General features: G+C 71.4%; 13 protein-coding genes. 9 read left to right on the top strand and 4 right to left on the bottom strand.

From position 1 onward, the window contains the following. A partial coding sequence (locus VK611_06850) for a TetR/AcrR family transcriptional regulator (GenBank protein ID HMG41030.1) occupies positions 1-801 on the top strand: 801 nt, incomplete at its 5' end. A 316-nt stretch (positions 802-1,117) separates the two neighbouring features. Further along, a complete protein-coding gene (locus tag VK611_06845) occupies positions 1,118-1,240 on the top strand; it encodes a hypothetical protein (protein ID HMG41029.1) in 123 nt (40 codons plus the stop codon). A 42-nt stretch (positions 1,241-1,282) separates the two neighbouring features. On the opposite strand, the gene VK611_06840 is transcribed toward VK611_06845, so the two are convergent. Then, positions 1,283-2,137 carry an SDR family oxidoreductase gene (locus VK611_06840; GenBank protein ID HMG41028.1) on the bottom strand — a complete coding sequence of 285 codons (855 nt, stop codon included), beginning with the start codon at positions 2,135-2,137 and terminating at the stop codon, positions 1,283-1,285. A gap of 98 nt (positions 2,138-2,235) precedes the next feature. On the opposite strand from VK611_06840, the gene VK611_06835 reads away from it, so the two are divergent. Then, positions 2,236-3,714 carry an aldehyde dehydrogenase gene (locus tag VK611_06835; GenBank protein HMG41027.1) on the top strand — a complete coding sequence of 493 codons (1,479 nt, stop codon included), beginning with the start codon at positions 2,236-2,238 and terminating at the stop codon, positions 3,712-3,714. A 30-nt stretch (positions 3,715-3,744) separates the two neighbouring features. Here VK611_06835 and VK611_06830 read toward each other — a convergent pair whose 3' ends face one another. Both VK611_06830 and VK611_06825 read right to left on the bottom strand, forming a co-directional pair. After that, positions 3,745-4,398 (bottom strand): isochorismatase family cysteine hydrolase, encoded by a 654-nt coding sequence (locus VK611_06830; GenBank protein HMG41026.1) that lies wholly within the window; start codon positions 4,396-4,398, stop codon positions 3,745-3,747. 46 nt (positions 4,399-4,444) lie between these two features. Then, positions 4,445-5,101, bottom strand: a complete 657-nt coding sequence (locus VK611_06825; GenBank protein ID HMG41025.1) for a GntR family transcriptional regulator — start codon at positions 5,099-5,101, stop codon at positions 4,445-4,447. Positions 5,102-5,312: 211 nt separating this feature from the next. Here VK611_06825 and VK611_06820 point away from each other — a divergent pair, with 211 nt between their 5' ends. The 6 genes from VK611_06820 to VK611_06795 all read left to right on the top strand — a co-directional run bounded on the left by VK611_06820 (position 5,313) and on the right by VK611_06795 (position 12,198). After that, positions 5,313-6,842 carry an ABC transporter substrate-binding protein gene (locus VK611_06820; GenBank protein ID HMG41024.1) on the top strand — a complete coding sequence of 510 codons (1,530 nt, stop codon included), beginning with the start codon at positions 5,313-5,315 and terminating at the stop codon, positions 6,840-6,842. A gap of 9 nt (positions 6,843-6,851) precedes the next feature. Beyond that, positions 6,852-7,772, top strand: coding sequence for an ABC transporter permease (locus tag VK611_06815; GenBank protein HMG41023.1), 921 nt, complete (start codon positions 6,852-6,854; stop codon positions 7,770-7,772). Continuing rightward, complete coding sequence (locus VK611_06810) at positions 7,769-8,671, top strand: ABC transporter permease (GenBank protein HMG41022.1); 903 nt, start codon at positions 7,769-7,771, stop codon at positions 8,669-8,671. The genes VK611_06815 and VK611_06810 overlap by 4 nt, the downstream gene beginning before the upstream one ends. Further along, entirely contained in the window at positions 8,668-9,681 is a 1,014-nt protein-coding gene (locus VK611_06805) for an ABC transporter ATP-binding protein (protein ID HMG41021.1), read from the top strand. Before VK611_06810 ends, VK611_06805 begins: the two co-directional genes overlap by 4 nt. After that, positions 9,674-10,732 (top strand): oligopeptide/dipeptide ABC transporter ATP-binding protein, encoded by a 1,059-nt coding sequence (locus tag VK611_06800; protein HMG41020.1) that lies wholly within the window; start codon positions 9,674-9,676, stop codon positions 10,730-10,732. The genes VK611_06805 and VK611_06800 overlap by 8 nt, the downstream gene beginning before the upstream one ends. Positions 10,733-10,809: 77 nt before the next feature. Continuing rightward, the gene (locus VK611_06795; protein ID HMG41019.1) at positions 10,810-12,198 is read left to right on the top strand and encodes a DHA2 family efflux MFS transporter permease subunit; all 1,389 of its coding nucleotides are present in this window, start codon (positions 10,810-10,812) and stop codon (positions 12,196-12,198) included. Between the two features lie 28 nt (positions 12,199-12,226). Here VK611_06795 and VK611_06790 read toward each other — a convergent pair. Continuing rightward, positions 12,227-12,845: hypothetical protein (locus tag VK611_06790; protein HMG41018.1), on the bottom strand; the 619-nt coding region annotated here is incomplete at its 5' end.

Genomic DNA, 12,845 nt, shown 5'->3' with positions numbered 1-12,845 from the left:
ACCGGAAGGACCACCAGACCTGTGACCACCGAGCACCGAGGCGAGGCCGCAGCGGCGCAGCCCGACGGGCCGTCGTCGGAGGCGGAGCGGGCGGCGGCGAGCCTGCTCGACCTGTGGCAGCGGTGGGAGAACCCCGGCAGGTCGGCCAACCGGGGGCTCAACCTGCAGCGGATCGCGGCCGCAGCCATCGAGATCGCCGACGCCGACGGGCTGGCTGCCGTGTCGATGGCCCGGCTGGCCGAACGGCTCGGGTACACCACGATGGCGCTCTACCGGCACGTGTCCGGCAAGGACGAGCTGCTGGAGCTGATGCCCGAGGCGGTGTTCGGCTCCATCCGGTTGGACATCCCGGAGGGGACGGCCTGGCGACCGGGGATCGAGCAGTGGTCCCGGGAGGTCCTGCGGCCCTACGTGGCCTCGCCATGGCTGACGGAGATCAACCCCACCGGCCTGAACAGCCCGTCACAGCTGGCGGCCATGGACCAGGGGCTGCGGCTGCTCGACGGCACAGGCCTGCCGCTGCCGGAGCAGGCGGCGATCCTGCTGGCCGTCAGCGGGCACATCGCCAGCCATGCACGCCTCTTGGCCAACATCTCGCGGACGGCATCCGGGGAGGGGGCGCCGATGGGCACGCTGATGGCCCACATCGTCGGTAGCGGCCGGCTGCCCTGGGTGGAAGCCGCGATCAACGGGGGGATCTTCGTGCCCAACGAAGACGACCCCGACGACTTCGAGTTCGGCCTCGCCCTCATCCTCGACGGGGTCGAAGCCCTCATCGCCCGCAGCGCCCCCGACAGCTGACAAGCGGCGACAGACAGCCTCCCTCACGGCTAACAGGTTGCTAGCAGCTCGCTAACAGCGCCATCCGTATGGTCGCTCCACCACGACGGGACCAACCGCTCGTGGTGCGCAATCGACGTCGAGAAGGAGAACCACCATGCGATGGAGCATGCGAACGATGGTCGGGGCCAGCGTCATGGCTGCCGCCGCCATCCTGCCCCTGGGAGCCACGGCTCACGCCACAGCCACAGCCGACGCCACACCTGCGGACTCCGCCACAGCGGCCGCGGGGTGGAAGCGGTCAGCTCGCTTCGCGACCTATGCCGCTTGCAACCGGGTGCGGAGCCAGATGGTGTCCCTCGGCTACGCGACGCAGCCCTGCTACCTGATCGACTACCCCCCGGGCCAGACCACCCCCGGACTACCGGCCGAGGGCTGGTACTACAACATCTGGAAGTAGGAGCGCCCGGATCGAGGCTCGACGGCACCGGCGGGCCAGGGTCTACGCCGGACCTTCGGAACCCGAACGCCGTCGCCGCCGCTTGCGTGCAGCGGAGAACCTCTCGACCTGCGGGATGACGAGGTGCATCAGGCGGGCGTTCGACCCGGCGAGGCGTTGGAGACGGCCACCGAGGGGTGGGAAGACGACCTCGAGCGGGCTGGTATCGATCGCATCGTTGATGGACCGACCTATCACCTCCGGCGCCGTGGCCTTCTCCGCGAAGGCCAGGACGGCGCTGGGGTCGGCCATCTCCTGCTCGAGCATCGGCGTCTGGACTGAGGGTGGGTGGATGATGCTGAACCGGATCGGGCTGTCCCGCTCCTCCATGACCAGCGCGTGGTGGAACGCTCTGATGGCGTGCTTGGTCGCCCCGTAGGTCGAGTAGCCCGTCAGGGGCAGGAACGACGTCATGCTGCACACGTTGACGATGTGGCCGTGGGCCTGCTCGCGCATGAGGGGTAGCGCGGTCATCACGCCGTTGAGGACGCCGAAGTAGTTGACGTCCATCATGTCCCGGTGCTGATCGAGCGACAGGTCCCGGGCGAAGCCGGTGTGGATGATGCCTGCGTTGTTGACGAGGACGTCGATCGCGCCGAAGCGGTCGCGCACCGCGTCCCACGCTCCCGTCCAGTCCTCGACGGACCTGACGTCGAGGTGGACGGCCAGGGCGTCGGGGCCGAGCTCGGCGCAGAGCGCGTCTGCTGCGGCGAGGTCGATGTCGCAGACCGCCACCCGGTGGCCGCGACCGATGGCCTCCTTCGCAGCGGCCGCGCCGATCCCGCTGCCGGCGCCCGTGATCACCACCGTCCGGTGCGCTCGCGAGGCGGCGGTGGAGGATCGCTCGAGGCCCAGCATGCTCGCAGAGTACCCAGGCCGGCTGATCGCCTCGGGACGGGGTGTTGTAGACAGAATCCGGAATCGGACGCGGTGGGCGCCTGACCCGGAGGAGACCGATGAGCGGTGCGGATCTGGTGAGCACGCGGGAGCAGCGGTACCGGATGTACGTCGGCGGTGCGTGGGTGCCGGCGGCCGACGGGGGTGTGTACCCGACCGTCAACCCCTACACCGGCACGGCCTGGGCGAACGTGCCCGACGGCGGCGCGGAGGACGTCGACCGGGCGGTCCGGGCCGCTCGCGCCGCGCTCGATCACGGACCGTGGCGGACGATGTCGGCGTCGCGGCGGGGTCGTCTGCTGACCGACCTGTCGGAGCTGCTGGAGCGTGACGCCGAGCGGCTGGCCGAGATCGAGACCCGCGACAACGGCAAGCTCCTCCGCGAGACCCGGGCCCAGATGCACCACGTCCCCGGCTTCTTCCGCTACTTCGGCGGGGCGGCCGACAAGCTGGAGGGCGCGGTGATCCCCGCCGACCATCCCGGCTTCCTCGTCTACACCCGCCACGAGCCGGTGGGCGTGGTGGGGGCGATCATCCCCTGGAACGTGCCGCTGCTCCTGCTGGCCGGCAAGGTGGCCCCGGCGCTGGCGGCCGGCTGCACCGTCGTGATCAAGCCCTCCGAGCACACGCCGGCCTCGGCGCTGGAGCTCGCCCGGCTGGCGGAGGAGGCCGGCTTCCCACCGGGCGTCGTCAACGTCGTCACCGGGTGGGGTCCCCCGACCGGAGCGGCGCTGGCGGCGCACCCACTGGTCGACCGGATCTCCTTCACCGGGTCGGACGCGACCGGCCGCGAGGTCGTGAAGGCCGGCGTCGCCAACCTCACCCGCGTCATCCTGGAGCTGGGCGGGAAGTCGCCGAACCTGGTCTTCGCCGACGCCGACCTCGACTCGGCCACCAACGGCATCGCCACCGGGATCTTCGGCGCCGGCGGCCAGTCGTGCCTGGCCGGCTCACGGCTGCTGGTCCAGCGGGAGGTCCACGACGAGCTGGTGGACCGTCTGGTCGCCCGGGCCGACGCCCTCACGCTCGGCGACCCGATGGCCGCCGCCACCGACATCGGCCCGATGGCGATGCAGGGCCAGTTCGACAAGGTGGTGCAGTTCTTCGACGTCGCTCGGGCCGAGGGCGCGTCGGTCGCGGCCGGGGGAGCGGCGGCCCCCGACGCCGGGCCGCTGTTCGTGCGCCCGACCGTTCTGACCCGGGTGCGCAACGACATGCGCGTGGCCCAGGACGAGATCTTCGGCCCGGTGCTCAGCGTCGTGCCTTTCCGGGACGAGGAGGAGGCGGTCAGGCTGGCGAACGACACCCGCTTCGGGCTGGCGGCGGCCGTGTGGACGCGCGACGTCCACCGCGCCCACCGTGTGGCGCACGAGGTGCGGGCCGGCACGGTGTGGGTGAACGCCTACCGCACGCTGGGGTTCAACGTGCCCTTCGGCGGCTACCGGGACAGCGGCTGGGGTCGCGAGAACGGCTTCGACGCGATGCGGGAGTACACCGAGACGAAGTCGGTCTGGGTGGAGACGTCCGGTTCCTGGTGAGCCGGGCACCCCGCCCCGAAGGCCCGAAGGTCAGGCCTCGGCCTTCCAGGCCCGGGCGACGTCGTCGAGCCCCACCACGTTGCCGATGTGCTCGCGGAACTCCTTCTCGACCTGCTGCTGCAGCTCGGGGCTGCCGGCGGTGGTGGCCTCCGACACGAGGACCGGGTGGAAGCCGCGCATGAGGCCGTCGACCGCCGTGTAGCGGACGCAGATGTCGGTGGTGGCCCCGGCGTAGACGGCGGTGTCGCGACCGATCGCCTGCAGCGTGGCCTCGAGCTCGGTGTAGAGGAAGCCCGAGTAGCGGTGCTTGGTGACGACGTGCTCGTCGTCGCGGGGCGCCACCCCGTAGAACTCGGCGCCCCAGGTGCCGTCCTCCACGAGCGGGATCCGGTCGACCGGGAGGCGGGTGGCGGCGCGGCCCCGGGCGACCCAGCCCTTCGTGTTGAACCACTTGCCGTGGGTCTGGCGGATGAAGATCCGCGGCACGTCGGCGGCCCGGGCCAGCTCGATGGCGCGGTTGACGTGGGCGACGACGGGCTGGAACTTCGTGACGTCGGCACCCATCTTGGCGAAGGCGCCGTCGTCGTGGAGGTAGTCGTTCTGCATGTCGATGACGAGCAGCGCGCAGCGGGCGGGATCGATGATGTCGCCCGGGTCGGTCAGGTCGGTCAGGTCGTCAGGCATGGTCGTCCCTCGTGCCGCGGGATGAGGCATGCATATTGTATACGATCTAGGAGGATGCGACGGTCGCCCGGCGGAACGAGGTGTGCGCGGCCACGACGTGGGCCTCCGCCAGCTTGCCGGCCAGCCTCTCGTCGTGGGCGCTGATGGCGTCGACCAGAGCGGTGTGCTCGTCGACGGCGTGCGCCGGGTGGGTGCCGGTCATGCTCTGGCTGAAGATCCACTGCATGCGATGGCGCAGCGACACCATGACGTCGCGCAGGTAGCCGTTGCTCGCCACCCGGTGGACGCGCTCGTGGAACTCGGTGTTCAGCGAGGTCAGCCGGTTCCTGTCGCCCCGCTCGACCGCCCGGGACGCCGCCTCGAGGGTGCGGCGCAACGCCCGTACGTCGTCGTCGGTCGCCCGGCGGGCGGCCAGGAGCGCCGCCAGGCCCTCGAGCACCCGCCGGATCTCGAAGATCTCGTCGACCTCCTCCTCCGACATCGTGGCGACCACCGCCCCCCGGCGGGGCATCATCTCCACGAACCGCTCGGATTCGAGCACCCGCAGTGCCTCCCGCACGGGGTTGCGCGAGACGCCCAGATCCTCGGCGAGCCGGTCCTCGATCAGGCGCGCACCCGGCGCGAAGTGCCCGGTGATGATCATGCTGCGGATCTCGTCACGGACCACGTCGCGCAGCGGGGGATGGGTGGCGCCGACGGTCATTGTCGCTGCTCCTCGCCTCGTGAGCATCGTGGTCCGATCGTGTTCGCGGCGACCTGAGGCCGGGACCGAGATCGTCCGCTGGACGGTCGTCGGTGTCAAGCACCGCGGCCGTTCGGCCCTTGTTTCCATTCCGTTAAGGCTTCCGTCGGCCCATTGACCAGCGGAAACTCCTCTGCCTATTGTCGATTGTATCCAATATGCGGAGGATGTCATGGGCAAGCGACCCGGTCGCAACATCGCTCTTTCCTTGCTGCTGACCGCGGGCGTCGCCGCCTGCGGTGGCGACGACGACGGAGCATCGAACGAGGGCGGCACGTCCTCCGGGGCGGGAGGCGCCGGTGGGATCACCATCGCCATCGGGTCCGAGCCGACGACGCTCGACCCCCAGCTGCGCGACGACGGGGGTGAGCGGGCGGTCAACGACAACGTCTACGAGGCGCTGCTCGGACGGGACGCCGAGGGCGAGCTCGTCCCCGTGCTCGCCGCCGAGCTGCCCGTGCAGATCGACGACACCACCTGGGAGGTCACCCTCCGGGAGGGCGTCGAGTTCCACAACGGCGAGCCGTTCGACGCCGCTGCCGTCGTCGCCTCGTTCGAGCGGATCCTCGACCCGTCGCTCCAGTCGGAGCAGGAGACCTTCTACGACGGCATCGCCTCCGTGGAGGCGGTCGACCCGACGACCGTTCGGTTCCTCACCGACGGCGCCCAGCCGGTCCTGCCGTCCAAGCTGTACTGGCTGAAGATCGTGCCCCCGGCGCACTCCGCCGAGACGGGCTTCGACAGCGAGCCCATCGGGACCGGGCCCTACAAGTTCGTCGAGTGGCGCCGGGGCCAGGACGTGGTCCTCGAGGTCAACGACGCCTACTGGGGTGAGGCCCCGAGCATCGACCAGGTGACGTTCCGCTTCGTCGACGAGGCCGGCACCCGCCTGTCCGGCCTGCTCTCCGACGAGTTCGACATCGTGACCAACCTCCCGCCCGAGGACGTCGAACGGGCGCCCCAGTCGGCGCACGTCGTCGGCCTGGAGCATCCGATGATCATCCTCAACTCGATGGAGGGCATCACCGCCGACGTCAAGGTGCGCCAGGCGCTCAACTACGCCGTCGACAAGGAGGCCATCGCCGAGGAGCTCTACGGCGGCTTCGCCCGGGTCGACGACTGCCAGTACATGAGCCCGGCGTGGTTCGGCTACAACCCCGACCTCGAGGCCTACCCGTACGACCCCGACAAGGCCCGCGATCTGCTCGAAGAGGCCGGCGTGGTCGGCGAGACGATCGAGTTCACGAGCGAGTCGGGCCGCTGGCTCAAGGACCGCGAGCTCACCGAGGCCGTGGCCAACTTCTGGACCGAGGTGGGCCTCGAGGTCAAGGTCGAGTTCTACGAGTTCGACGAGTACCTCAACCGGCTCTACGACGAGGAGGTCCGCCCCCAGGCGGTCTTCATCTCGACCTCGAACGAGCTCTTCGACGGCAGCCGGGTGGCGTCGTACTCCTACATGCCCTCGGGCGTGACGGGCTCGAACGACGATCCCGAGATGGAGCGGCTCGGCTCCGAGGCTGCGGTCGAGACCGACGTGGCGACTCGGGAGACGCTCTACCACGACATGCTCGAGCGGGGCTGTGACCAGGCGTACCACACGTACCTCGTCAACATCGAGGACACCTACGGCCTGTCCGAGCGGGTCGAGTGGCAGCCCCGGGTCGACTCGAAGCTCATCGTCGCCGAGATGAAGCTCTCCTGAGGCAGGGGGATGGTCCGGTTCGCAGTGCGGAGGATCCTCCAGGGGTTCGTCGTGATCTTCGGGGTGACGACGGTCGTGTTCGTCGTCACCCGGTTGATCGGCGATCCCGTCCGGATGATGCTCCCGATGGAGGCCACGAACGAGGAGCGCGACGCCTTCGCTCGTGAGCTCGGGTTCGACCGGCCCATCCCCACCCAGTTCGTCGACTTCCTCGGCGACCTGGTCCGGTTCGACTTCGGCGACTCGCTGTGGCAGCGCCGCCCGGCGCTCGACATCGTGCTCGAACACCTGCCCCGGACCTTCAGCCTGGTGGGGGCGGGGATGGGGCTGGCGATCGTGCTGTCGCTCGCCATGGGGCTGGCCTCGGCGCTGCGTCCCGGCAGCCTGCTCGACCGCATCATGGTCACGACGAGCCTGGCGGGGCTGTCCATCCCCGAGTTCTGGCTCGGCCTGCTCCTGATCATGGTCTTCGGCGTGCAGCTCGGCTGGTTCCCGACGTCGGGGACCGGCTCGTTCGGGCACATGGTCCTGCCGACCGTCACGCTGGCCCTGCCCATCGCCGGGCGCCTGGCGATGATGGTGCGCTCGACGATGATCGACGAGCTCAACCGCCAGTGGGTGCGCACCGCCAGGGCGAAGGGGATGCCGTTCCGGCGGACGGTGGGCGTCCACGCGCTCCGCAACGCCGCGGTGCCGGTGGTCACGCTGGCGGGCTGGGAGCTCATCCGCGCGCTCGCCGGCTACGCGGTGGTGGTCGAGACCGTCTTCGCCTGGCCCGGCATCGGCTTCCTCGCCCTGCAGGCCGTCAGCCGCCAGGACCTCATGCTGCTCCAGGCCATCGTGTTCGTGGTGGCGGTGCTCGTCGTCGTGGTCAACGTGGCGATCGACGTCGCCTACAAGGCCATCGATCCCCGGATCGAGCTGACATGAGCCGGGCCCGCGGCGTGGTCGCCGACCTGTGGCGCGACAAGTTCGCGTTCCTGGCGGTGCTGTTCCTCCTCGTCCTCGTCCTGGCCGCGTTGTTCGCACCGCTCGTCGCCCCGCACGACCCGGCCGCCCAGTCGCTCGCCGGCCGGCTCCTGCCCCCCGGGTGGTCGAAGGGGGGCGACTGGAGCCACCCGCTCGGCACCGACAACCTGGGCCGCGACGTGCTCTCGCGCGTCATCCACGGCTCCCGGGTGTCGCTCACGGTGGGGCTCGCGGTGGTGTTGTTCTCGGGGCTGCTGGGCGTCGGGCTCGGGCTGCTCGCCGGCTATCGGGGTGGTCGCCTCGACGCCGTCGTCATGCGGGCGGTCGACACCCAGACGGCGTTCCCGGGCCTGCTCCTGGCGCTGACCATCCTCGCCGCCCTCGGACCGAGCGTCACGACGGTGATCGTCGTCCTCGGCCTCAACGGCTGGATGGTGTACGCCCGCGTGGCGCGGGCCACCGTGCTCTCGATCAAGGAGATGCCCTACGTGGAGGCGGCCGAGGTCGTGGGCTGCCGGCCGCGCCGGGTGGTGCTGCGCCACATCTTCCCCAACCTGGTGTCGCCGGTGATGACGCTGGCCATCCTGGAGCTGGCCCGCATCGTGCTCACCGAGGCGACGCTGTCGTTCCTCGGCGTCGGCATCCAGCCGCCCGACACCTCGTGGGGCCTCGACGTCGCGATCGGCAAGGACTACGTGTACAGCGCCTGGTGGCTGGTCACGTTCCCTGGCCTCGCCATCGCCCTCACCGTGCTGTCGGTGAACCTCTCCGCCAGCTGGCTGCGGGTGTACACCGACCCGGAGGAGCGCGACAAGCAGTTCGCGGCGCTCGCCATCGCCGCCGAGGGACGGTCCCGATGACCGCACGGACCGAACGACCCGGGCACCTCCTCGAGGTCGACGACCTCCACGTCGAGTTCATCACCCGGCGCGGCGTCGCTCAGGCCGTGCGCGGCGTCTCCCTGCACGTCGACGCGGGCGAGACGGTGGGCCTCGTCGGCGAGTCGGGCTCCGGCAAGAGCGTCACGTCGACGGCCATCCTCGGCATGGTCGAGCTGCCCGGGCGGATCGTCAGCGGCGACGTCCGCTGGCGGGGCGAGTCGATGGTCAACGGCCCCGGGGCCGCCCGGCGGGCGGCCGCCGTGCGGGGCAAGGAGATCTCGGTGGTCTTCCAGGACCCGATGACCTCGCTCAACCCGCTGTTCACGGTGGGCGCCCAGATCGCCGAGGTGCTGCGCTTCCACCTCGGGATGTCGCGACGCGACGCGTCGAACCGGGCGGTCGAGCTGCTCGACCTCGTCGGCATCCCGAACCCGCGCGCCCGCGCCCGCCAGCACCCCCACGAGTTCTCGGGCGGCATGCGGCAGCGGGCGCTCATCGCCATGGCGCTCGCCTGCGAGCCGAAGCTGCTCATCGCCGACGAGCCCACCACCGCGCTCGACGTGACGATCCAGGCCCAGATCCTGGAGCTGCTCACCGAGCTGCAGGCTGCGCTCGGGCTCGCCGTCCTGCTCATCACCCACGACCTCGGCGTCGTCGCGGGGCTGTGCCACCGCGTCGAGGTCATGTACGCCGGGCGGCTGGTGGAGCGCGCCTCGACCCGGGACCTGTTCGGGACGCCGCAGCACCCCTACTCGGCCGGGCTGCTCGCCTCGACGCCGCGCCTCGACGAGCGGCTGGCGCGGTTGGTCGCCATCGACGGAGTGCCGCCCGACCCCCGCGCACCCGCACCCGGCTGTGCGTTCGAGCCCCGGTGCTCGATCTCGGGCCACCGCTGCACCGAGGAGGACCCGGAGCTGGTCACCTTCGCTGCGGGGCGGGCCGTCGCCTGCTGGGAGCGGGCGGCCGGCGGAGGTGCCGACCGTGACTGAGGCCGTGACCGGGGCCGAGGCCCAGCCGCTGCTCGACGTCAGGGAGCTGTCGGTGCGCTTCCCGGTGGCGTCCGGGTTCTTCGGCCGCTCGACCCGCGAGGTCTTCGCCGTCGACGAGGTGTCGTTCACGATCGGCCGGGGCGAGACGCTCGGGCTCGTCGGGGAGTCGGGCTCCGGCAAGACGACCACCGGGCGGGCCGTGCTGCGCCGCCTCCCCGTCACGTCCGGCGAGATCCACTTCCGCGGCCAGGACATCACCGCGGTCAAGGGCAAGGAGCTGCGGGGGCTGCGCCAGCACATGCAGCTGGTGTTCCAGGACCCCTACGCCAGCCTCAACCCCCGGATGTCGGTGCAGGACATCATCGCCGAGCCGCTGATCGTGCACGGCCGGGCGCGCTCGACGCGGGAGGCTCTGCCCCGGGTCCACGAGCTCCTGCGGTTGACGGGCCTGCCCGAGGACGCCGCCGGGCGCTACCCCCAGGCCTTCAGCGGCGGTCAGCGCCAGCGCATCGGGATCGCCCGCGCCCTGGTGATCGACCCGGAGCTGATCATCGCCGACGAGCCCGTCTCCGCGCTCGACGTGTCGATCCAGGCCCAGGTCGTCAACCTGTTGCAGGACCTGCAGCAGGAGCTGGGCCTGTCCTACCTCTTCATCGCCCACGACCTGTCGGTCGTCCGCCACATCTCCGACCGGATCGCCATCATGTACGCCGGCCGGATCGTGGAGACGGCCTCGTCCGACGCCATCTACGAGGCGCCGCGGCACCCGTACACCAAGGCGTTGCTGTCGGCCGTGCCGATCCCGGACCCCGACGTCGCCGCGCAGCGCACGAGGATCGTCCTGAGCGGCGAGATGCCCGACGTCGTCGACCCGCCGGCGAGCTGCCGGTTCGCGACGCGCTGCCCCTACCGGCAGCCGGAGCGCTGCGACACCGAGACGCCGCCGCTCCGGGCCGTCGACGGCGGCCAGTGGGTCGCCTGCCACTACGCCGAGGACATCGACGCCGGCCGCATCCGGCCGTCGTACGAGCCGACGCCGGCGGCCCCCTGACCGCGCCCGCCGCGTCCTCGGCTCCGCCTGAGTCCCCGCCCGGGCGCGAGCGCCAGCGCCGACGCTGGCGTGAGCGGGTGGCGCCCGAGCACGCGGTGGCGGTCGTGTTCGTGGTCGCCATGTTCATGACGATCATGGACTCGACCGTGGTCAACGTGGCCGTCCCCACCCTCGCCCGGGACTTCGACGCCAGGACCTCGGTCGAGTGGGTGGTCACCGGGTACCTGCTGAGCCTGGCGATCTGGATCCCCACCTCGGGCTGGATCGGCGACCGCTTCGGCACGAAGCGGGTGTTCCTGGCGGCGCTGGTCATCTTCGTGGTGGCCTCGCTGCTCTGCGGCGCCGCCACGTCGCTCGGGCAGCTCACGGCGTTCCGGGTCGTGCAGGGGATCGGCGGCGGGCTGATGATGCCGGTCGGCACCGCGCTGCTGTTCCGGGCGTTCCCGCCGGAGCAGCGCGCCCGCGCCTCGCGGGTCCTCATCGTCCCCACGGTGGTGGCGCCGGCCGCCGGGCCGGTGGTCGGCGGCCTGCTGGTCGACCAGCTGTCCTGGCGTTGGGTGTTCGCCGTGAACGTCCCCATCGGGGTGGCGGCCATCGTGTTCGGGGCCGTCTTCCTGGTGGAGCACCGGGAGGAGGAGGCCGGGTCGTTCGACAGCGCCGGCTTCGTGCTGTCGGGCGTGTCGCTGGGGGCCGTGCTCTACGCGATCAGCCAGGGGGCCGTGGCCGGCTGGACGTCGCCGCCCGTGCTGCTCGCCGCCCTCGCCGGTGTCGTCGGATCGGTGCTGCTGGTACGGGTGGAGCTCGCGCTGCGGGCGCCGATGCTCGACCTGCGGCTGCTGGGCGACCGGCTCTTCCGGACGAGCAACCTCGTCTGCCTGTTCTCGTACTCGAGCTTCCTGGGCCTGCTCTTCGTCATGTCCCTCTACCTCCAGCGGAGCCGGGGGGCATCCGCCCTGGAGACGGGGCTCACGACGTTCCCCGAGGCGCTCGGGGTCCTCGCCGCCGCCCAGGTCGTCAGCCGGGTGTACATGACGGTCGGCCCGCGCCGCCTGATGACCGGCGGTCTCCTTGCGCTCGCCGCGCTCGCCGTGGCCATGGCGGTGCTCGTCGACGACGTCGGCCTGTGGGGGATCCGGGCGCTCATGTTCGGGATGGGGTGCGCGATGGGTTGCGTGTTCATGCCGCAGCAGGCGGCCACGTTCGCCACCATCTCGGCCCGCGACACGGGTCGGGCGTCGGCGATCTACAGCATGCAGCGCCAGATCGGGGCCGCGCTCGGGGTGGCCGTCCTCGCCACGGTCCTGGCCCGGTCCGGCTCGGACGCGACGCCCGCGTCGTACCGACCGGTGTTCGTCACCGCGGCGCTCCTGGCCCTGGTCGGCGCCGCGGTCGCCCGCACCATCCACGACCACGACGCCGCCGGCACGATGCACCCCAAACCCCCGGCGACACCTCCACCCGCTTGATCGGCTCGGCTGCGGCCGCGACGCCGGGTCACGTTCGGTGAGGGGTGGGCTCGTTCCCGGCCGGTGCTTCCTGTGGCCGGAGCCTGCGACCGAGCCAGGCGGCCGCGCCGCCGAGGCCGGCCGACAGTACGACCACCACGACGACCGTGTAGCGAGCGTCGTCGTGCGCGGCCTGGGCGGCCTCGCTGGTGGGACGGGTGACCTCGCGGTCGAGCTCGCGGAGCGTGCTCTCGAGACGAGACAGCAGGCGCTCGTCGACCGCCCCGCTGGCCTCGGCGGCATCGACCAGCTCGGCCTCGCGGGCGATGACGTCCTCCCCGAGCGCTGCGTCGCTGGTCCCGACCCACTCGAACACCTCGTCGAGCTGGGCCTGCAGCTCGGGGTCGTCGGTCGGGGACTCCGAGTCCAACCCGACCACACCGACCGCTTCGTTCAGCCGGGCACCGATGACGGCCTTCAGGTCCGCCATCTCGCCCTGGACCACCGCGTGGCGACCCCATGCATCGTCGAGGCGGTCGACGGCACGCCAGACGGCCACGCCGCCGAGGACGCCGACGAGCAGGGTGGAGGCCAGGGCGGCCTGACGCAGGACCCCCAGCCGTCTCGCCGCCGCCCGCTCTGCCGGCTGCGCTTGTTCCTGTTCTCGA

The organism is Acidimicrobiales bacterium (genome assembly GCA_035316325.1).
Taxonomy (GTDB): Bacteria; Actinomycetota; Acidimicrobiia; order Acidimicrobiales; family VFJN01; genus DASXTK01.
This window is presented reverse-complemented; position numbering and strand designations above follow the sequence as displayed.